Below are 20,081 nucleotides of genomic sequence, written 5' to 3'. Positions count from 1 at the left end.
AATACCGCACGCAACATGGAAGTGGTTGGCACGGGGCGGTGGGTAGAGCCATGAACAGGCTCGCCTACCTCCTCAAACGAATCCTCCTCTCGATTCCCGTCGTCATCTTCGGGACGTCCCTGACGTTCATCATCCTGTACGCAGGGCCGATCGACCCGGTTTCGGCGATCCTCGGGCGCGGGAACGCGAACGGTCCCGCCGCCGCGGAGATTCGACGGAAATTGAACCTGAACGAACCGCTCTGGAGTCGCTACTTCGACTTCATGGCCGACCTCCTGACGTTCAACCTCGGGCAGTCCTACGTGTTCTCGCCCTCGACGCCCGCCTTCGAAATCGTCGTCCAATTCCTCCCCCGGACGATGTGGATGGGGGCGTGGGCGGTTCTCATCCCGCTGTTCATCGGGATACCGCTCGGGTTCTACGCGGGACTCAACCCGAACACGCTCGGCGACTACACCGCCTCCTTCAGCGGTATCGTCTGGCGTGCGATGCCGAACTTCTGGCTCGCGGTCATCATCATGCAGTTCCTGTCCAGTTCGCAGGGCGCGACCGTCGGCATCGCGAACTTCCTCAACAGCCTCCCCGCCGTCAGCGGCATCCAGCCGTTCAACTGGGAGACCTGGGTCGTCCAGACGAAAGTCATCGGGCCGCCCGACCTGAGCCAGCTCCTCGGGCCGAACACGACGCTCGGCCTGCCGATGCCGAACTGGGAGAACCTCCTCGCGGCGACGAAGAAAATCCTCCCGGCGTCCATCGTGCTCGGGTCGGCGTCGATGGGGAACGAGATGCGTATCGGCCGCACCGCGATGCTCGAATCGAAGAACTCGAACTACGTCGAGATGGCGAAGGCGAAGGGCCTGCCGCCGCGCACCATCGTCTGGAAGCACATCTTCCGGAACGCCCTCATCCCCCTGGTGCCCGTCATCACGGCGGAGGCGTTCGTGCTCGTCGGCGGGAGCGTGCTCATCGAGTACGTGTTCGCCATCAACGGCATCGGCTACGTGTTCCTGCAATCGATGATGAACGGCGACATCCCGCTCGCGAGCGCGCTCATGTACGTCTTCATCCTGCTGCTCGTCATCATGAACATCGTTCAAGACATCCTCTACACGATAATCGACCCACGGGTCGGTTTCGAGGGACAATAGTATGGCTGCAACGGACTACTCGGACCAACCGCTGGCAGACCGAATCAAGGCGAACCCGCGGCCCGCCGCCATCTGGGCGGGCGTGTTCGTGGCGCTCATCGCCCTCGAACTCGGCGCGCTCGCCGGGTTCGTGATGGCGCTCCCGTACGACGTCATCACGGAACCCCTGCTCGGCGCGCTCCCGAGCGTCATCTCGGGGCCGCTCGGCGGCGTGCTCGGCGTCGTCGCCGACGCGGGCGCGGCCGTGGACGGCCTGCCGACGCTGCTCGACCGGAGCGTCATCCCGAACCAGGGCTACCAGATGCCCGACGGTTCCTGGGAGAACACGTTCCTCGGGCTGTCGCCGGCGTTCGCGTGGGCGCTCCGCCTCGTCGTCGTGTACGCGTACGCGTTCTTCGTGCTCTACTGGGTGTGGCGCGGCTACCTCGTGTTCCGCGAGCACTACCGGTACGCGGCGTGGACGCCGACCGACGACATGATAGACCGGCTCCGCGGGCACTCGTGGGGGACGTTCGGATTGGTCGTCGTCTTCCTGTTCATCGTCATGGCCATCTTCGCGCCGACCGTCAGTCCGACGACGGCGAACGCGAACATCGAGAACCCGTACAGCCACCAGGTGCAGTACTACGACGAAGCCTCCGGGAGCGTGCAGACCGTGACGGTGGGCGCGGCGAACATCGCCTCGAAGTCCCAGGGCGACAGTCAGAACTTCGGTATCGGTTCCTACGACCCCCACGACCGATTCCATCCGTTCGGCACGCTGATATCAGGAAAGGACTTGTTCACGTTCATGGCGTACGGGGCGCGGGTGAGCCTGTTCATCGGCCTGGTCGCCATCACCATCGCGGGCGGTATCGCGGTGTCGCTCGCGCTGATGTCCGCGTACTACAAGGGCGTGTTCGACCTCGCGACCGTGCTCGTGAGTGACTCGTTCCAGGCGATGCCCCAGCTCCTCGTGCTCATCATGCTCAGCGTCGCGCTCGGCGACACGTGGATATCCGAAATATACAGCGGCGCGTTCGTCCTCGCGCTCATCTTCGGAATCTGGGGGTGGACGGGGCTGTGGCGCGCGGTTCGCGGCCCGGCGTTCCAGACCGTGGAGAACGAGTGGGTCGACGCCGCGGAGTCCTTCGGTGAGCGCGCGGACGTGCTGATGCGCAAGCACGTCGCGCCCTACATCGTCGGCTACCTCCTCATCTACGCGTCGATGAGCATGGGCGGGTACATGATCGCGACCGCCGGCCTCTCCTACATCGGCATCGGCGTGCAACCGCCGACGCCCGAGTGGGGGCGCGCCGTCTCGGTCGGCCAGAACTACATCATCTCGGACTCCTGGCACATCTCGGTGCTGCCGGGACTCGCCATCACGACGGTCGTCGTCGGGTTCAACGCGCTCGGCGACGGCATCCGTGACGCCATCGACCCGCAGAGCGAAGGCGGGAGCGCCGACGAGGTCGCCGCGACCGGGGGTGGTGCGTGATGCCTCGCGCACGCCCCGACACGGACGCCATCCTGTCCGTCGAAGACCTCCACACGGCGTTCTTCACCGACAAGGAGACGATTCGCGCGGCGGACGGCGTCTCGTTCGACATCGGGTACGGCGAGACCGTCGGCATCGTCGGCGAGTCCGGGAGCGGGAAGTCTGTCACCGCGCGCTCCATCATGGGGCTCGTCGAGAGTCCCGGAAAGATAACGGACGGCCACATCAAGTACCGCGGCATCGAGACGGTGCGGAAGTTCGCCGACCGGTACAGTCGCTCGACCGCCGACCGCACCGACGGCGACACCGTCGGGGACGACGACTTCGTCGTCGTGGAGGAACGCGACGCGGACGGCACGGTCACCGCGGGCTACGTGGACGTGGCGAACATGCCGGAGAACGCGCGCCAGCGCCTCCGCGGGAGCGCCATCTCGATGGTGTTCCAGGACCCGCTCACGAGCCTCAACCCCGTCTACACGGTCGGAAACCAGATCAAGGAAGCGCTCAAGCTCCACCAGGGCCTGCGCGGCCGGGAGGCGACCCGGGAGGCCATCGAACTCCTCGAAGCGGTCGGGATTCCGGACGCGCCCCGGCGCGTGAACGAGTACCCGCACGAGTTCTCGGGCGGGATGCGTCAGCGCGCGGTCATCGCGACGGCGCTCGCCTGCGACCCCGAACTCCTCATCTGTGACGAGCCGACGACGGCGCTCGACGTGACGATTCAGGCGCAGATTCTGGAACTCCTGAAGGAGTTGCAGAAAGAACGCGACCTCTCCATCATGTTCATCACGCACGACATGGGGGTCGTCGCCGAAATCTGCGACCGCGTGAACGTGATGTACGCGGGCGAACTCGTGGAGCGCGCGAGCGCCGAGGAGCTGTTCGGGAACCCCAAGCATCCGTACACGCAGGGCCTGCTGGACAGCATTCCCTCGCGGAACACGGGCGGCGACCGTCTCAGCATCATCGAGGGCGACGTCGAGACGCCGAACGAGCCCGCGACGTACTGCCGGTTCGCGCCGCGGTGCCCGAAGGCGTTCGACGAGTGCGACCACGTCCACCCCGTCCTCGTGGACGTGAACGAAGCGAACGACGACCACGAGGCCGCCTGCCTCCTCTATCCGGAGGACGAGACGCAGGAGGCGGCGGTCGAGCGCCACCGGTCGCAGACCACCGGCGCGGAGGCCGAACGATGAGCACGATAGATTCGAACCCGACGACGGAATCGACCCGCGAAGACGACACGCTCGTCCGCGTCCGCGACCTGAAGACGTACTACGGCGGCGACAGCGTGTTCGACAACAAGCCCGTGAAGGCCGTGGACGGCGTGTCCTTCGACATCAAGCGCGGGGAGACGCTCGGGCTCGTCGGCGAGTCCGGCTGCGGGAAGACGACGCTCGGCCGCACGCTCATCCGCCTGGAGCAGGCGACCGCGGGCGAGGTGTCGTACGACGGAACCGACGCCACCGCGCTCTCCGGGAAGGCCCTGAAGCAGTGGCGGCGGAACGTCCAGATGGTGTTCCAGGACCCGGACAGCAGTCTGAACGACCGGATGACCATCGGCGAAATCGTCCAGGAACCCCTGGACGTGCACGACTGGCCGTACCTCTCCGTCGCGCTCACCGACGCGGACGGCCGCGAGGTCGCGGGCGACATGGTGTCGGCGTTCGACCGGGACGCCCACGACCGCCCCGACATCACTATCGGCGTGAGTGAGAGCGGCGCGTCCGTGGACATCCGGGAGGAGATTCCGCTCGAACCCGAGCGCGTGGACGTGACGGTGGAGAGCGACCGGGTTCGGGTTCGCGTGAACACGACGAAGCGCCGCCTGCGTCGGGCGCGCGTCCGCGAACTCCTCGACACGGTGGGCCTCCAGCCGGAGCACTACTACCGCTACCCCCACCAGTTCAGTGGCGGCCAGAAACAGCGCATCGGCATCGCCCGCGCCCTCGCACTCGAACCGGATTTCGTCATCCTCGACGAGCCGGTGTCGGCGCTGGACGCGTCCGTGCAGGCGAAGATTCTGAACCTCCTCGAAGACCTCCAGGACGAGTTCGACCTCACGTACCTGTTCATCGCGCACGACCTCGCGGTCGTCGAGCACATCTGCGACCGCGTCGCGGTGATGTACCTCGGGAACGTGATGGAACTCGGGCCGTCGGAGGAGGTGTTCGACGACCCGGCGAACCCGTACACGCACTCGCTGTTGTCGGCGATTCCGGAACCCGACCCGACCGCGGACAAACAGCGCATCACCCTGCGGGGGACGCCGCCGAGTCCGCGCGACCCCCCGAGCGGGTGTCCGTTCAGCACGCGGTGCCCGATGAAGATTCGACCCGAGAAGTACGGCGACATCGACAACGACGTCTGGGAGGCCGTCGAGATGTTTCGGGACGTGCTCCGCCAGCGCGAGAGCCGCGAGAAGTCGGTGACCCAGCAGGTGTTCGAACTCGCGGGGCTCTCCGACCCCTACGAGGACATCGACGAACTCGTCAAGGAGGTGTTCGGCGACCTCGACCTCCCGAGCGAAGTCGAGACGCACGTCCAGGAGGCCGTCGAGCAGATTCGGGCGGGCGAGAGCGAGGCGGCGCGCGCGGCGCTCCGCGAGGAGTTCGGGAGCGTCTGCGAGCGCGAACGCCCCGCCGACCACCAGGTGTCGTCGAGCGGCCGACAGAGCCGGTGTCACCGCCACCAGGACGAGTACGAGGAACCCGCGGAGTACCTCGAAACGCACGTTCTCGACTAGCATGACCGGAACGCGTCGGCGCTGGCTCGGGAAGACGGCGTACGTGGTGACGTACGCGGCCGCCGGCGCGTTCTGCGTCTCCCTCGTTCTCGCGGCCGTGAGCGCGCTGTACAGCGCGGGCGCGTCCGGCGTGAAGTTCGGGCAGTTCGTCCTCGGCTGGCTCCTCCTCGGGTACGCCGCCATCAAACTCCGACCGACGGCGGCGTGGAAGCGCGACACGGAGAGCGACGAGGCGACGAGCGCGCGCGTCGAGCGAACCGCCGACCCCGTCGAGGACGACGAGCGGAGCGACCGGGAGAAAGCGGCGGCCGCGGCGAGCGTCCTGAACCCCTTTGCGAGCGCGGACGGCCGCGTCGGCGCGGACAGGAGCGGCCCGGACAACTTCGGCGAGGAGGAAGCGGAGAGCGGGACGTTCGCGCGGTACGTCGCCCGACTCCCGCCGGCCGCGCTCGTCCCGCTCCACCCGAACGACCGGCCGCGGGACGGCGTGACGGTCGCGGCGACCGCGGTCTGCCTGCTCGTCGTCTCCTTCGCGCTCGAAGTCGCGTTCGGCGTCTAACGGCCAGCGGAACGTTCTTCCGTCCGAATCGCCCACTTCCACGCATATGGTCAAACAGGGACCGGACTCGCCGGAGAAGGACGAGCTCGCGGAGCGACGCGAGCAGATAACGGAGAACCCGGGTGCGAAGAAGGACGCGTGGGCGCAGACGCTCGCGGACATGGACGCGCTCGCGGAGGAACTCGAAGCGGAGGGGTGGACGACGGTGACGCTCCGCGCGGGCGACACCGCGACGAAGGGGCTCGACTCGAACGACGACCCCGCGGACGACGACGTGCAGTACGGCATCGTGCACGTCGTTCCGGACAACGACGCGGAGGCGTTCGCGGACGTGTTCCGCGACGACGGCTTCCCCGTCTACGACGTGTACCGCGCCGAGGTGGACGGCCGCGTGTTCTTCGTGACGGAGCTCCGCGACCCCGAGACGGAGACGGCCGTCTTCATCGCGGGGAACTTCCTCCGGCACTACGCCCAGCCGCTCGTCGAGGCGGCGGTCGAACACGGAACGCTGTACACGCACGTCCAGCGCCTCGACGGCACCCACCTCGGGTCGTTCGAGCACGACGGCTACGAGAAGTTCTTCCCGGAGGCCGACCGCGTCGTCGCCGAGAACTGAGGGCGTAGCCTACAAATGGGCGGGCATCGTAGACCGCCCACATGAACGTCGCTGACGCGATGACACCCCGCTCGGAGCTCGTGACGGTCGAGCTTCCGGGTACTCGCGAGGACGTGCTCACGTATCTGCAGGAGCGCGAGTTCTCTTCTGTCCCCGTCGTCAAGGAATCCGACGCGGGCGAACGCTACCGCGGACTCGTTTCGCGCGAAGACCTCATCGAACAGCCGGACGAAGACCAGCTCGCGCTGCTGATGCAGGACGTGCCGACGGCGAGCGCGGACGCCTCCATCGTGGAGGCGGCGCGCCTGATGGTCGCCGAGGGCGCGCGCCGCGTCCCCGTCGTCGGGGGCGACGACGAACTGGAGGGCATCGTCACCATCACGGACGTGGTGCGCGCCATCGCGGACGGCGACGTGGCGGGCGACAGCGAGGTCGGCGGGCTCGCCCGGCGCGACGTGAACACCGTCTACGAGGGGACGCCGCTCCCGGTGTCGGAGCGCGAAATCGCGTACGCGAACGTCCCGTACGCGGTCGTGCTCGACGACGACGCGGAGATGGCGGGCATCATCACGGAAGTGGACGTCATCGACGTGGCGCGCGTCGTGGAGGGCGAGGACGACATCGGTGACTCCATCGCGGGCCAGGACGACGACTGGATGTGGGAGGGAATCAAGGCCGTCGGGAACCGCTACTTCCCGACGCGGAACGTCGAGATTCCCGGCGAGCCCGTGCGGGAGTTCATGACGACCGACCCCGTGACGGTGTCGAGCACGAAGACCGCCCAGGAGGTCGCACAACTGATGCTCACGCACGACGTGGAACAGCTCCCGCTCGTGAGCGGCGACGACCTCACCGGCATCGTCCGGGACATCGACCTGCTCTCCGCGCTATGAACCTGGACGAACTCGCCCGCCGACGGGGTTTCTTCTTCCAGGCGAACGAGGCGTACGGCGGCGTCGCCGGGTTCTACACGTACGGGCCGGAGGGCGCGAGCCTGAAGCGGAACGTCGAGGACGCGTGGCGCGACCGCTTCGTCACCCGCGAGGGGAACATGGAGATAGACGCGCCGACGGTCACGCCAGAACCCGTGTTCGAGGCGTCCGGGCACATCGAGACGTTCGACGACATGCTCGTCGAGTGCCCGGAGTGCGGGGAGAGCCACCGCGCCGACCACCTCATCGAGGACAACACGGGCATCGAGGACGCCGAGAGCCTCCCGATTCCCGAGGTCGAGGGACTCATCCGCGACCACGACCTCGTCTGTCCGAACTGTAACACGCCGCTCGCGGGCGAGGACGTGGAGAACTTCAACCTCATGTTCAAGACCCAGATCGGGCCGGGCGACGGCCAGACGGGCTACATGCGCCCGGAGACCGCGCAGGGGATGTTCGTGGAGTTCCCCCGGCTGAAGGAGTACGCGCGCGAGCAACTGCCGTTCGGCGCGGCGCAGGTCGGAACGGGCTACCGGAACGAAATCAGCCCGCGGAACGCCCTCCTGCGCACTCGCGAGTTCACGATGGCGGAGCTGGAGTACTTCTTCGACCCCGAGTCGGACAGCCCCGACCTCGACGCCGTGAGCGACATCTCGCTCACCCTCTACCCCGTCTCCGAACAGCAGGCCGAGGACGGCGAGTACGTCCAGAAGACGCCGCGCGAGGCCGTCGAGGAGGGTATCGTGGGCGACGAGTGGACGGCGTACTGGCTCGGCGTGAGCCAGCGGTGGTTCGACCGCGTCGGCGTGGACATGAACCGCTTCCGGTTCCGCCAGCACCTCCCCGGCGAACTCTCGCACTACGCGAGCGACTGCTGGGACGCCGAGTCCGAGGTGGACGGCGACTGGATAGAAATCGAGGGGCTCGCGTCCCGGACGGACTACGACCTCTCGAAGCACGCGAAACACTCCGGGGAGAACTTCACGGTGTTCAAGCAGTTCGACGAGCCGAAGACCGTCGAGCGCGCGACCGTCGACCCCGACATGTCCTACCTCGGCCCCGAGTTCGGCGGCGCGGCGGGCGACGTGGCGGACGCGCTCGAAACCCTCGCGGAGCGCGACCGCGCGGCGTTCGACGACGACACTGTTGCGGTTGACGTGGACGGCGAGACGTACGAGGTGCCCGTCGAAAAGACCGGCTTTGCGGTGGAGGAGGTGACGGAGGCCGGGCGGCACATCACGCCCCACGTGGTCGAACCGGCGTTCGGCGTCGGTCGCGTCGTCTACACGGTGCTCGCGCACGCGCTCGACACCGACGAGGTGGACGGCGAGGAGCGCGACGTGCTCCGCCTCGACCCCGAGGTCGCGCCGACGTTCGTCGGCGTGTTCCCCCTGATGGACAAGGACGGCCTCGGCGAGGAGGCGCGCGACCTCGCGCGAGACCTCCGCGAAGCCGGGTTTTCCGTGACGTACGACGACTCCGGAAACATCGGCCGCCGGTACCGCCGGCAGGACGAGGTCGGCACGCCGTTCTGCGTCACCGTCGACTACGAGAGCCTCGAAGACGGCGACGTGACGCTTCGAGACCGCGACTCGACCGACCAGACGCGCGTCGACATCGACGACCTCCCGCGCGTGCTCGGCGACCTCCGCGCCGGCCGCGCTGACTTCTCCGAACTGTGAGCGAACTCCCGCGGCGCGCCGTCCACGCGAGCACGTCGGTCGTCCCCCTCGCGTACCTGCTCGGCGCGCCGTGGGCCTATATTCGGGGCTTCCTCGTTCTCGCGTGCGTCGTCGTCGCCGCGGCGGAGGCGCTCCGCCTCGCCGGCACAATCGACCACTGGCGTATCTTCTCGAAGCTCACGCGGGAGTACGAGCGGGAGAACCCCGCGGGGTACGCGCTCGGCGCGGTGGCGATGACGCTCGTCGCGCTCGCGTTCGACCCGTTCGTCGCGGTGCCCGCGATGTTCATGCTGACCCTCGGCGACCCCATCTCGGGAATCCTGTCGAGCGGCGACCTCGGGATGAAGCAGTCGTGGGTGATGCTCGCGACGTTCGGGTTCTGCCTCGCCATCGCCAGCCTCCTCCGCGTCCCCGTCCCCGCGGCTATCGCGGGCGCGGCGGCCGCCGCGGTCGCGGACGGCGTGAAGCCCGTGGTGTTCACGTACGTCGTGGACGACAACTTCTCCATCCCCGTCGCGTCCGCGAGCGCGATGTGGGCGACTATCCACCTCGTGTAGCCCGGGGCGGGGCCACAAACGGTTTTTCCGGGGCGTCCGAACCCGCGAGTATGACACCAGTCGAGTGGGCAGTCATCGCGATAGTGGCGCTCGTGGTCGTCGCGCTCGTCGTGGCCGTGCTCGACCTCGACACCCTCCTCGAACTCGCGGAACTCGTGGACTAGTTCACTTTCACCCCGCCACGCGAACCCTTAAACGCGTGAGCGGCCAACACCGTGGTGAATGGCCGCCACCGACGCCGACTACGTGAGTCGCCCGCTCCTCTCGGCGGGCGTCATCGAGCGCCGCGACTACCAGGTCGACCTCGCCGAGCGAGCGCTCTCCGGGAACACCCTCGTCTGCCTCCCGACGGGACTGGGGAAGACGGCGGTGAGTCTGTTGGTGACGGCGGAACGCCTGGCGGACGACGCCGGCGGGAAGTCGCTGTTGCTCGCGCCGACGAAGCCGCTGGTGGAACAGCACGCGACGTTCTACCGGGACGCGCTCGACATCCCGGACGACGAAATCGTGGTGTTCACGGGCGAAGTCCGGCCGGACGACCGCGCGGAACTCTGGGAGTCCGCGCGCGTCGTCATCGCGACGCCGCAGGTGGTGGAGAACGACCTCGTCGGCGGCCGCGTGAGCCTCCGGGACGTGGTGCACTGCACGTTCGACGAGTGCCACCGCGCGACCGGCGACTACGCGTACACGTACATCGCGGAGCGCTACCTCGCGGACGCCGCAGACCCGCTCGTGACGGGAATGAGCGCGAGTCCCGGCGGGAACGAGGAGGACATCCGGCAGGTGTGTGAGAACCTCGGCATCACGTCGGTGGAGGTGAAGACGGAGGACGACGACGACGTGGCCGCGTTCACGCACGACACGGACGTGGAGTGGGAGCGCATCGACCTCCCCGACGAGATTATCGAGATCCGGGACAAACTGAACGAGGTCATTCAGGAGCGCCTGGAGGCCCTGAAGGAGTTGGGCGTGACGAACACGACCCAGCCGGACGTCTCGCAGAAGGACTTGAATCGGATGCGCGCGCAGTTGCGCAAACTCATCGACAACGACCAGTCGGAAGGCTACGAGGGGATGAGCGCGCACGCGGAGGTGATGAAGCTCCGGCGGGCGGTCGAACTGGTGGAGACGCAGAGCGTCGAATCCGTGCGTCGGTACTTCGAGCGGCAGCGGAACGCGGCGCGGTCGTCGGGCGCGTCGAAGGCCTCCCAGCGGCTGGTGAGCGAGCCGCGGGTGAAGGAGGCGATGCGTCGCGTGGAGGAGTACGACGACCTCCATCCGAAGTTCCGGCGGGTGCGGATGTTGCTCGCGGAGACGCTGGGTATCGAGGGCGGCGACCGCGTCATCGTGTTCACGGAGTCGCGGGACACGGCGGAGGCGCTCACGGAGTTCCTGGGGAATCACTTCGAGACGGAGCGGTTCGTCGGCCAGGGCGACAAGGACGGCTCGGACGGGATGACGCAGACCGAGCAGAAAGACCGCCTGGACGCGTTCAGCGCGGGCGAGTTCGAGGTGCTCGTCTCCACGAGCGTCGCCGAGGAAGGCCTGGACGTGCCGGAGGTCGATTTGGTGCTGTTCTTCGAGCCGGTGCCGACCGCGATTCGCTCCGTCCAGCGGAAGGGCCGGACGGGCCGCCAGGACGAGGGCCGAGTCGTCGTGCTGATGGCGGAGGACACCCGCGACGAGGCGTACTTCTGGATAAGCCGTCGCCGCGAGAAGGAGATGGAGCAGGAGCTCCGCGACCTGAAGGGCGTCGCGGACGAGGTCGAGGAGGAACTCGACGACAGCCAGCAGGCGCTCACGGACTTCGACAGCGGGGGCGACACCGGCGACGCGGACGACGCGAGCGACGAGGCGGAGCGCGAAGGCGAGAGCGAGGGGCAGGCGGCGCTGTCGGGGTTCGAGCCGCCCGACCCGGACGAGCAGGACGTCGAGGCGAAGGAGACGCCGGACGACCCGCATCACGACGACGCGGAGACGGTCGAGGTCGTGGTCGATCAGCGCGAACTCGACTCACACATCGCCCGCGACCTCTCGAAGCGGGACGCCGTGGAGACGCGGTTGGAGACGCTCGCCGTGGGTGATTACGTGCTCTCCGACCGAGTGGCGGTCGAGCGCAAGAGCATCGAGGACTTCCTCGACACCCTCTTGGGGGGCGACCGCTCGGTGTTCGAGCAGGCGACCGACCTCGTCCGGCACTACGACCGGCCGGTGTACGTCATCGAGGGCGACGACCTGTACGGCGCGCGGAACGTCCACCCGAACGCGATTCGGGGTGCGCTCGCGAGCCTCGCGGTCGATTACGGCGTCAGCGTCCTCCGCACCGAGGACGAGTCCGATACCGCGGACTTGCTCGAAACCATCGCGGGCCGGGAGCAGTTGTCGCGCGACCGCGAGGTGAGCGCGCACGGCGAGAAGTCCGCGAAGACGCTGGACGAACAACAGGAGTACGTGGTGGAGTCCATCGCGGACATCGGGCCGGTGACGGCGCGCGCGCTCCTGGAGCACTTCGGGACGGTGGAGGAAGTGATGACCGCGCGCGAAGACGACCTCCTGGCGGTGTCGGGCGTCGGCGAGGTCACCGCCGAGCGCGTGCGGGAGGTCGTCGGCTCCCAGTACGACCCCTAGGGGACGACCGTCACCGCGACCGTGTCGGACTTGATGACGGTCTCGGCGGCGCTCCCGAGGATGGCGCGCTCCACCGCGCCGGAGCCGTGGTGGCCCATCACGACGTGGTCGTAGCCGCGTTCGTCCACGAGCGTGAGGATGTCCTCGCCGACGCGCTTCGACGGCCGGAAGTCGAGTTCGAGGTCGAGACTGACCTCGGGGTCGTCCTCGATGCCCTCCGCGTCCAGGATGTCCTTCGCGCGCTCGACGATGTCGTCCGTCACGTCGTTCTTCCGGTCGGTGATGTGAATCACGTGCACCGTGCCCTCGTACCGCCGCGCCATCTCCGCCGCGAAGGAGAGCGCTCGGAAACTGATGTCGCTACCGTCCACGGGGACGAGTATCTTCATAGCGGAACGTGAGCGGAGAAGGAGGTTAAGTGTTGGTGGCCCATTCCGACGGCTTCGCCGTCGGAGAGAAGCGAGCGGCAACGCCGCGAGATACCCGCGTGGCAGAGCCACGCGGGAAACCACCTGAACGGTCGGGGTTAGCGGTCGAGGGCGTGGAGGGTGTCGGCGGCTTCGCGTGCGGCTTCGAGGAACTCCTTGGCGCGGCGGGGGTCGTCGGCGTCGCTGGCGCGCTGGGCGAGCGTTTCGATGGAGGTGGCGAGGGCGGCGCGTGCGTCCGCGGTGTCCGCGGACGCCGGGGAGCCTGCGGGTTCGGTGGGCTCGTCCGCGGCGGGGTCGGGCGTGTCCGCGGTCGTGGCGGGGGCGCGCGTGGGTTCCGGGGTGGGTTGTGCGTCGCCGGTTTCGGTCGGTTCCGCGGCGGTCCGACCGGATTGGTCGGCTGGTTCGTCGGTCTGGGGTTGGTTGCCTTCGGCGCGGCAGGTGGGACAGAACTCCTCGCCGTTCTGTCGGAAGATGGGGCTGCCGCAGCGGTCGCAGTGCTTGTTCGTCATCGTCGCGCCCTGGAGGAGGAGGTCGCTCATGCGGCCGGTGACCTCGCGGTCTTCCCGGTCTTTCGCGTACTTCTCGCGGAGCTTTCGTTTCTCCTCCTCGCGGTCGAACTCGTCGCTCATACGGGACTGGAGGGGGTCTGGGGACTTCTTCGCTGTGGTTAGAAGAGTTTCTCCGCCCACTTCACGGCGTACTGGGGGCCGTGGTCGCGGTAGGCGGCGGTGTCGAGCGCGCCGAAGGGCGTGGGAACGTCGAGGTCGTGTTTGACGGCGCTGCACGCGAGTTCGGCGGCGTCCGCGAAGTCGGTGGTGCCGCGCGCGACCTCGGACGGGAGGTCGTCGAGGCGCGGTTGGAGGCGGTCGCCGGCGTCCCGCCACGCGTCGTGGAGGCGGTCGCGGTCGTCCGCCCAGGACTCGAAGGCGTCGCGGGTGTGGAGGCCGCGGTAGGCGTCGAAGGCGGCGAGCGCGACCTGGTAGGTCGTGGTCGGGTCGGCGTCCACCGCGCTCGCGAAGTCGGGGTAGGCGTCCGCGAAGAACCCGAGGAAGTGCTCGGGGAGGTCGCGGCCGAGTTCGACGAGCGCCTCCGCGACGAGGAAGTCCACGAAGTCGTCGGGCGCGCCCTCCACCCGGGGTTTCACGACGACGAACGCGGGGTCGGTCTGGCGCGTCCACGCGACGCTGCCGTCGCCGGGCATTCCGACGACGAGGTCGGCGGACGCGAGTCGCTGAAGCATCTCGGGGCTGTCGGCGGGGAGCCAGTCGGGGTCGTACGCGGTCGGCGTGAGCGCGTCCGCGCGGGTCGCGAGGTCGTCGAGCGCGTACCCGGGCAGGGTCTCGAAGTCACTGGACGCGTCGAGGACGACGGCGTCGGGCGCGTGCTCGTCGCGGACGCTCGCCAGGTCGGCGGGAAGGTCGCGCGCCTCGAACACGCTACGCGAGCGCTATCTGCGCGGCGATGACGAGTGAGAGCGCGGCGGACGCGCCGACGGTGCCGAGGACGAACTTCGTCGCTTTGCTCATACCCCTTCTCGGGGCCGCGTCCCACTTAAATCAGGTCGTTTGGTTCGTGGCGCGCGCGCCGATTTCGCGCCACTTCCCGGAGCGGAACCGGACGAAGTTCACGGCGGCGCGCGTGTACATGTCGGCGACGATGGCGACGTAGATGGCGGGGAGCGCCCAGCCGAGGCCGGGCGTGAGGCTGACGCCGAGGAGGGGGACGGCGACGACGAACGTCGCGGGGAGCGCGGCGAACGCGATGGGGAGGCGGACGAGGTAGGTGCTGATGAGGCCGCCGTAGAACGGCCAGGAGGTGTCGCCCGCGCCGCGGAGGCCGCCGCGGAGCGTGCGGGAGACGCTGAACGCGGCGACGCCGAGGCCGAACACGCGGATGAAGGTGACGGTGAGGTCGAGGTCGGCGGCGGCGAACGCCGCGGCGAGCGGGCGCGCGGCGGCGAAGATGGCGGCGGCGATGACGAGCTGGGTGGCGAGCGCGATGCGGAGGGTCTGCCAGCCGTACTCGGCGGCCTCGTCGTCCTCACCCGCGCCGATGGCCTGGCCGACGAGCGTGGAGGACGCCGTGGAGTACCCCCACGCGGGCATCAGCGCGAGGAGCATGACGCGGCGGCCGATGGCGTACGCGGCGACGACTTCGCTCCCGAACACGCCGAGCACGAACAGGAAGGGGAACCGGCCGAACGTCCGGGAGAGCCGGGTTCCGGCGAGCGGGACGGCGACCCGGACGATTTCGGTCGCGAGACTCCAGTCCCACTGCTTCCCGCCGAGACGGAGTTGGACGCTGTACCGTCCAGAGACGAGGAGGGCGAAGAAGATGGCGGCGGCGAGCACGTTCGCGGCGGCGGTGCCGATGGCCGCGCCCGCGACGCCGAGCGCGGGGAACCCGAGGAGGCCGAAGATGAGGACGGCGTTGATGACGACGTTCGTGGGGAGCGTGAGCAGGCGGACGTACATCGGGGTGCGGGTGTCGCCCGCGCCGGCGAGCGCCCGGGACGCGATCATCCCCCAGAACCGGAAGGCGACGGAGAGCATGACGATGCGGAGGTAGGTCGCGCCCTCCGCGACGGCGACGGGGTCGTTCGTCAGGAGGTCGATGAGGGGTTCCGCGTACAGCCACGTGAAGACCGTGATGGGGACGGAGATGAGGATGGAGAGCCAGAGCGACTGCTTGATGGCGAAGTCGGCTTCCCGGTGGCGGTCGGCTCCCTTCAGGCGGGAGACGACGCTGATGGTGCCGGAGGTGAGCGCGAGCGCGAGGCCGAACGGGATGAAGTAGTACTGGAACCCGAATTCGAGCGCGGCGACCGCGCTCTCGCCGGCGGCGATGCTTCCCGCGGCGGCCGCGCCGCCGCCGGCGGCGACGCTGACCATGAAGAAGTCCGCGGTTCGCAGGAGCGTGCGCAGGCCGCCCGTGACCATCGCGGGCACCGCGAGGTCGAACGCCTCCTCGCCCTTCTCGCGGTCGAGGAACCCGAGTCGCGAGAGGAGCGCGGGGAAGGCGTAGAGCGCGGCGGTGACGCGGCGGAACGCGGCGCGTAACACGGCGGGGGTTCTCGGCGCGCACAAAAGTGGTTTCGCCAGCCGGCAAGCGCGTTTAGTTCTCGAACTTCCGGACGGTGACGTCGAGCGTGTCGAGGTCGAGGATGGGCGCGGTCGCCACGTCCGGGTCGATGTTGACGGACTTCTGGAACGCGGTCTGCTCCTGCCAGCACCCCGAGTTCACGAGGCGGACGTTGTTGTACGTCCCGACGCCGAGCTTGTGGACGTGACCGGTGTGGAACACGTCGGGCACGTCGTCGATGACGAGGTAGTCCTTCTCCTCGGGCGCGACGCGGAGCCGGCCGCCGTACTGGGGGGCGACGTGGCGTTTCTTCAGGAGTTGCTCCATCGCCCGGTGCGGGGCGTCGTAGGAGACGGACTCGCTCGGGTGTTCCGCGATGACCTCGTCGATACTGACGCCGTGGTACATCAGGACGTTCACGCCCTCGACGGTCACCGTGCTCGGGTTCCCGGTGATGCGGGCGTCGTGCGCGCTCATGATGTCGCGGAGCTCCTCGTCGAACGCGGGCTGGGGTTCCGCGAGCCGAACCGCGTCATGGTTCCCCGGAATCATCACGATCTCCATGTCCCCGGGGACTTGCTTGAGTTTCTCCGCGAACGCCTCGTACTGCTCGTAGATGTCCACGATGTCGAGTTCCTCGTCCTGCTCGGGGTAGACGCCGACGCCCTCCACCATGTCGCCCGCGATGAGGAGGTACTCGACGTGCTCGGCTTCCTCGGTGTGGAGCCAGCGCGCGAACGACTCCCAGGCGTAGTCCGCGAACTCCTGGCTGCCGACGTGCACGTCGCTGATGAGCGCGGCCTGCACGTGCCGGTCGGCCGTGTTCGGCTTGTACGTGCGGGGGACGTCCGGGAAGTGCATGGAGTCCACGAAGAGGATGCCGCCGTCTTGCGCGAGCGACCCCTCGACGGCGATGACCTCGTCCATGAGGAGTTCGTCCACGTGCGCGGCGATGTCGCGGTCTTTCATCACGAGCGCGGGGAAGACGCCGTTCGTGTCCTCCAGTTCGATGAGCCAGTGGCCGCTCGCGGTCGAGCGGATGTCGTTCACCATCCCGACGATGGCGGCCTCGCTCCCGCCGCCCATGGATTCGAGCGCGTTCGTCGGCCGGTGGTTCACGCGCCCCCGAAGTTTCGAGGAGAGACGGTCGTACCGGTCGCGGAACACGGAGACGAAGTCGCCGTACTCGCCCGTCCCCGTGGACTGGCCCGTGATGTCGTTCGCGATGCTGACCTCGTGGAGCGTCTCGTCCACCGCGCGCTCGAACGCCCCGATTGAGTCTGCGTCCATCGCGTCCGCGACGCCGTCCGACCCGCCGGGAGCGGCACCATCACCCCCACCAACCCCCTTCGTTTCAGGTGCAGAACCACTATCCTGCTCGCCAGTACGAGTTGTTTCTCGTCCAGTCGAAATGGAGGACTCCGAGTTTGTTGTGGCAGACGCGGACTCCGTAGCGGAATTCGCGGACTCGGCGGTGGGACTCGCGGATTCGTCGGACTCGGCGGACTCACTGGAGGGGGTCGCGGACGGCCCCGGGCGGTCGCTCCGGTCGCCCTCGGTGGCCGTTTCCTCCGTGTCGTCGCGGGCGTCGAGCGCCTCGCGAACCTGCGCGGCGGAGATCGTGAGCACGTCCGCCGGGGCGTGCTCGACGACGTGCTCGACGGCGCGCGCGGGGTCGGGTTCGTCCGCGAGCAGGGTCACGGCGTCCCGGTCCGCGTTGTAGCCGCGGCTCGTGAGTTCCCGCACGACCACGACCGGCGTCGAGTTCGGCACACTCACTCGGGAGGCGGGACGCGAGCAAAAGCCCTGCGGTGAGCGGTTCCCGCGGAACGACGGGTCGAGCCGCGTGAGGGCGGACCGGCGGGGCTTTTGTCCCCCGGGCGCGTCGTCCGTCCTGTATGGCCGACGACGACGCGCCGAACCCGCGACGAAGCCCCGCGGACGCCGTGCGGTGGGTGTTCCGAACCGACCACGAGTTCGTGGTGTTCGTCCGCGAGATGGTGTCGAGCGCGCTCGCCGTCCTGCTCGTCGGCATGCTGTTGTTCGGGGTGAGCGGGCTGTGGCCGCCGCTCGTCGCCGTCGAATCCGGGAGCATGCAACCGCACATGCAGCGCGGCGACCTCGTGTTCGTCACTGAAGAACACCGGTTCGCGGGCGACATGGGGTACGCCGACACCGGCGTCATCACGCACGAGATGGCCGAGGACGTGGACTACCAGCGCTTCGGCGGGTACGGCGACGTCGTCGTCTACCAGCGCGACGGCGCGGGCGGCACCACGCCCATCATCCACCGCGCGCGGTTCTGGGTCGCGGACGGCGAGAACTGGTACGACAGGGCGAACCCCGCGTACGTCGACGGCGAGAGCTGTGCCGCGATAGCGAACTGTCCCGCGCCCCACGCCGGATTCGTCACGAAGGGTGACAACAACCAGTACTACGACCAGGTGAACGGCATCAGCAGTCCCGTCAAGCCCGAGTGGGTGCGGGGCCGCGCGCAGTTCCGAGTGCCGTGGCTCGGGTACGTTCGCCTCGTCTTCTCCGGGGAAGCCACGGTCGGTGAGGCCGTCACCGAACTCGTCTCGTAGAACTCACTCGTTGTCGAAGCGCGCCTGCACGAACGGCGTGACGTTCTCCACGTCCCCGAGCCGACTGTCGGCTTCGAGGACGGCCTCGGTCTCCTCGACGGGAACCGAGAGGCTGATTTCCTTGGTGCGGCCGTAGCGGCCCTTCGAGACGACGACGGCGTTCACGATTCCGAGCATGTCGAGTTCGCTGATGAGGTCGGTGACCCGGCGCTGGGTGAGCACGTCGGCGTCGATCTCGTCGCAGAGGCGCTTGTAGATGTTGTACACCTCGCCCGTGTTGATGTTGTGCACGCCGTGTTTTTCGAGGACGAGGATGGCGTACAGGACGAGCTTGCTCTGGGTGGGGAGGGTGCGGACGACCTCGACGACGCGGTCGAGTTCTATCTTGTCCTGCGCGCGCCGCACGTGCGCCTCGGTGACGATGTCGGCCTGGTCGCGCTCGGCGAGTTCGCCCGCGGTGCGGAGGAGGTCGAGCGCGCGCCGCGCGTCCCCGTGTTCCTGCGCGGCGAACGCCGCGCACAGCGGGAGGACGTCCTCGGAGAGCGCGTCCGCCTTGAACGCGGTCTCGGAGCGGTGTTCGAGGATGTCGCGGAGCTGGTTCGCGTCGTAGGGCGGGAAGACGATTTCCTCCTCGCCCAGACTGGACTTGACGCGGGGGTCGAGGAAGTCCGTGAACTTCAGGTCGTTGCTGATGCCGATGATGGAGACCCGGGAGTTGTCGAGTTCGGAGTTCATCCGGGAGAGGTTGTAGAGGGTGTCGTCCCCGGATTTCTCGACGAGCTTGTCGATCTCGTCGAGCATGATGACGGCGACGCGTTCGACGTAGTCCACGGCGTCGAAGAACTCGGCGTAGACGCGGTCGGTCGGCCACCCAGTCATGGGGACGTCCTCCATCTCCTCGCGGTCGTCGAGCAGGGAGTCGACGCGTTCGACGACCGCCTCGACGGAGTCGAACTCGGTGTCGGCGAGCACGGTCGGGTCGTCGCGGGCGCGTTCCGCGAGGGATTCGAGTTCGTCCACGCGGTCGTCCACGAACTCGCGGTTCTGCTGGATGAACGTGTTCGCGAGCTGTGCGAGCACGCGGTACTGGGTGTCCGTGACCTCGCAGTTGATGTACTCGACCTCGCACGGAACCTCGTACTTGCGGGAGGTCTTCTCCAGTTCCTGGCTGACGAACTTCGCGGACGCGGTCTTTCCCGTGCCCGTCTTCCCGTAGATGAGGATGTTCGAGGGGGTTTCCCCGCGGAGCGCGGCGACGAGGATTGTCGCCATGTTGTTTATCTGTTCGTTCCGGTGCGGGAGTTCGTGGGGCGTGTAGGAGGGGCGGAGGACTTCCTTGTTCTCGAAGATGGGTTCGCCGCGGAGGAGGTCGTCGAAGAGGCCGTCCTCGTCGTCGCCGTCCTCGTCGAGGACGTCGTCTATCTCCACGTCGAAGTCGCGTGCCGTGCGCCGGTCGTCCGCCGGTGTGTTGTCATCCATATCTGAATCGTTCACCCCTCTATTTCAGGTGGAGATGCCCGCGAGGCAGCGAGAACCGGCGTGAGTGAGACCGTACCGCCGGAATCACGGTGGCCGCCCGTGAGGCGTATGCAGTTGATGCAGATGAAACAATGGAAAGTACAGTAGTTAATAACTTTCG

Annotated in this window: 18 protein-coding genes; 11 read left to right on the top strand and 7 right to left on the bottom strand. The window is 68.1% G+C overall.

The window, feature by feature from the left end; translation table 11 throughout:
* Positions 1–50: 50 nt before the first annotated feature.
* From LI334_RS00630 to LI334_RS00585, 10 genes are all read left to right on the top strand, one after another.
* Positions 51–1,148, top strand: coding sequence for an ABC transporter permease (locus LI334_RS00630; RefSeq protein WP_227261236.1), 1,098 nt, complete (start codon positions 51–53; stop codon positions 1,146–1,148).
* 1 nt (position 1,149) lies between these two features.
* Entirely contained in the window at positions 1,150–2,628 is a 1,479-nt protein-coding gene (locus LI334_RS00625) for an ABC transporter permease (RefSeq protein ID WP_227261235.1), read from the top strand.
* A complete protein-coding gene (locus LI334_RS00620; RefSeq protein WP_227261234.1) occupies positions 2,628–3,824 on the top strand; it encodes an ABC transporter ATP-binding protein in 1,197 nt (398 codons plus the stop codon). Before LI334_RS00625 ends, LI334_RS00620 begins: the two co-directional genes overlap by 1 nt.
* Positions 3,821–5,374 (top strand): ABC transporter ATP-binding protein, encoded by a 1,554-nt coding sequence (locus LI334_RS00615; protein WP_227261233.1) that lies wholly within the window; start codon positions 3,821–3,823, stop codon positions 5,372–5,374. The genes LI334_RS00620 and LI334_RS00615 overlap by 4 nt, the downstream gene beginning before the upstream one ends.
* Before the next feature lies 1 nt (position 5,375).
* A complete protein-coding gene (locus tag LI334_RS00610) occupies positions 5,376–5,933 on the top strand; it encodes a DUF7555 family protein (protein WP_227261232.1) in 558 nt (185 codons plus the stop codon).
* Positions 5,934–5,979: 46 nt separating this feature from the next.
* Positions 5,980–6,549: a DUF7529 family protein gene (locus LI334_RS00605; protein WP_227261231.1), complete on the top strand. Its 570-nt coding sequence runs from the start codon at positions 5,980–5,982 to the stop codon at positions 6,547–6,549.
* A gap of 41 nt (positions 6,550–6,590) precedes the next feature.
* Positions 6,591–7,442, top strand: coding sequence for a CBS domain-containing protein (locus LI334_RS00600; RefSeq protein WP_227261230.1), 852 nt, complete (start codon positions 6,591–6,593; stop codon positions 7,440–7,442).
* The gene (glyS, locus tag LI334_RS00595; RefSeq protein ID WP_227261229.1) at positions 7,439–9,163 is read left to right on the top strand and encodes a glycine--tRNA ligase; all 1,725 of its coding nucleotides are present in this window, start codon (positions 7,439–7,441) and stop codon (positions 9,161–9,163) included. The genes LI334_RS00600 and glyS overlap by 4 nt, the downstream gene beginning before the upstream one ends.
* A complete protein-coding gene (locus LI334_RS00590) occupies positions 9,160–9,720 on the top strand; it encodes a dolichol kinase (protein ID WP_227261228.1) in 561 nt (186 codons plus the stop codon). The genes glyS and LI334_RS00590 overlap by 4 nt, the downstream gene beginning before the upstream one ends.
* 222 nt (positions 9,721–9,942) lie before the next feature.
* Positions 9,943–12,348 (top strand): DEAD/DEAH box helicase, encoded by a 2,406-nt coding sequence (locus LI334_RS00585; protein ID WP_227261227.1) that lies wholly within the window; start codon positions 9,943–9,945, stop codon positions 12,346–12,348.
* Here the strand turns inward: LI334_RS00585 and LI334_RS00580 are convergent.
* From LI334_RS00580 to LI334_RS00560, 6 genes are all read right to left on the bottom strand, one after another.
* On the bottom strand, positions 12,345–12,737 hold the full coding sequence (locus LI334_RS00580) for a universal stress protein (RefSeq protein WP_227261226.1): 393 nt from the start codon (positions 12,735–12,737) through the stop codon (positions 12,345–12,347). The genes LI334_RS00585 and LI334_RS00580 overlap by 4 nt on opposite strands.
* 137 nt (positions 12,738–12,874) lie before the next feature.
* The gene (locus LI334_RS00575; protein ID WP_227261225.1) at positions 12,875–13,405 is read right to left on the bottom strand and encodes an Sjogren's syndrome/scleroderma autoantigen 1 family protein; all 531 of its coding nucleotides are present in this window, start codon (positions 13,403–13,405) and stop codon (positions 12,875–12,877) included.
* A gap of 38 nt (positions 13,406–13,443) precedes the next feature.
* Complete coding sequence (locus LI334_RS00570; RefSeq protein WP_227261224.1) at positions 13,444–14,211, bottom strand: DUF7089 family protein; 768 nt, start codon at positions 14,209–14,211, stop codon at positions 13,444–13,446.
* 1 nt (position 14,212) lies between these two features.
* A complete protein-coding gene (locus LI334_RS13130) occupies positions 14,213–14,302 on the bottom strand; it encodes a hypothetical protein (protein ID WP_424524774.1) in 90 nt (29 codons plus the stop codon).
* Between the two features lie 30 nt (positions 14,303–14,332).
* On the bottom strand, positions 14,333–15,838 hold the full coding sequence (locus tag LI334_RS00565) for an MATE family efflux transporter (RefSeq protein ID WP_227261223.1): 1,506 nt from the start codon (positions 15,836–15,838) through the stop codon (positions 14,333–14,335).
* 52 nt (positions 15,839–15,890) lie between these two features.
* The gene (locus LI334_RS00560) at positions 15,891–17,630 is read right to left on the bottom strand and encodes a DNA-directed DNA polymerase II small subunit (RefSeq protein ID WP_227261222.1); all 1,740 of its coding nucleotides are present in this window, start codon (positions 17,628–17,630) and stop codon (positions 15,891–15,893) included.
* Between the two features lie 125 nt (positions 17,631–17,755).
* Here LI334_RS00560 and LI334_RS00555 point away from each other — a divergent pair, with 125 nt between their 5' ends.
* Positions 17,756–18,442 (top strand): S26 family signal peptidase, encoded by a 687-nt coding sequence (locus tag LI334_RS00555; protein WP_227261221.1) that lies wholly within the window; start codon positions 17,756–17,758, stop codon positions 18,440–18,442.
* Between the two features lie 3 nt (positions 18,443–18,445).
* On the opposite strand, the gene LI334_RS00550 is transcribed toward LI334_RS00555, so the two are convergent.
* Positions 18,446–19,921 (bottom strand): Cdc6/Cdc18 family protein, encoded by a 1,476-nt coding sequence (locus tag LI334_RS00550; RefSeq protein ID WP_227261220.1) that lies wholly within the window; start codon positions 19,919–19,921, stop codon positions 18,446–18,448.
* Positions 19,922–20,081 lie beyond the last annotated feature (160 nt).

The sequence above is a fragment of the Salarchaeum japonicum genome, assembly GCF_020614395.1.
Classification (GTDB): Archaea; Halobacteriota; Halobacteria; order Halobacteriales; family Halobacteriaceae; genus Salarchaeum; species Salarchaeum japonicum.
Note: the sequence above shows the minus strand (reverse complement) of the source record. Positions and strands in the feature narration are given on the sequence as shown.

What these genes read in the sequence shown, in the direction of transcription:
- LI334_RS00605 (WP_227261231.1), top strand. Translation starts at nt 5,980, where the DNA reads ATGGTCAAACAGGGACCGGACTCGCCGGAGAAGGACGAGCTCGCGGAG.
- LI334_RS00630 (WP_227261236.1), top strand. Translation starts at nt 51, where the DNA reads ATGAACAGGCTCGCCTACCTCCTCAAACGAATCCTCCTCTCGATTCCC.
- LI334_RS00585 (WP_227261227.1), top strand. Translation starts at nt 9,943, where the DNA reads ATGGCCGCCACCGACGCCGACTACGTGAGTCGCCCGCTCCTCTCGGCG.
- LI334_RS00615 (WP_227261233.1), top strand. Translation starts at nt 3,821, where the DNA reads ATGAGCACGATAGATTCGAACCCGACGACGGAATCGACCCGCGAAGAC.
- LI334_RS13130 (WP_424524774.1), bottom strand. Translation starts at nt 14,302, where the DNA reads ATGAGCAAAGCGACGAAGTTCGTCCTCGGCACCGTCGGCGCGTCCGCC.
- LI334_RS00620 (WP_227261234.1), top strand. Translation starts at nt 2,628, where the DNA reads ATGCCTCGCGCACGCCCCGACACGGACGCCATCCTGTCCGTCGAAGAC.
- LI334_RS00580 (WP_227261226.1), bottom strand. Translation starts at nt 12,737, where the DNA reads ATGAAGATACTCGTCCCCGTGGACGGTAGCGACATCAGTTTCCGAGCG.
- LI334_RS00555 (WP_227261221.1), top strand. Translation starts at nt 17,756, where the DNA reads ATGGCCGACGACGACGCGCCGAACCCGCGACGAAGCCCCGCGGACGCC.
- LI334_RS00550 (WP_227261220.1), bottom strand. Translation starts at nt 19,921, where the DNA reads ATGGATGACAACACACCGGCGGACGACCGGCGCACGGCACGCGACTTC.
- glyS (WP_227261229.1), top strand. Translation starts at nt 7,439, where the DNA reads ATGAACCTGGACGAACTCGCCCGCCGACGGGGTTTCTTCTTCCAGGCG.
- LI334_RS00575 (WP_227261225.1), bottom strand. Translation starts at nt 13,405, where the DNA reads ATGAGCGACGAGTTCGACCGCGAGGAGGAGAAACGAAAGCTCCGCGAG.
- LI334_RS00600 (WP_227261230.1), top strand. Translation starts at nt 6,591, where the DNA reads ATGAACGTCGCTGACGCGATGACACCCCGCTCGGAGCTCGTGACGGTC.
- LI334_RS00610 (WP_227261232.1), top strand. Translation starts at nt 5,376, where the DNA reads ATGACCGGAACGCGTCGGCGCTGGCTCGGGAAGACGGCGTACGTGGTG.
- LI334_RS00625 (WP_227261235.1), top strand. Translation starts at nt 1,150, where the DNA reads ATGGCTGCAACGGACTACTCGGACCAACCGCTGGCAGACCGAATCAAG.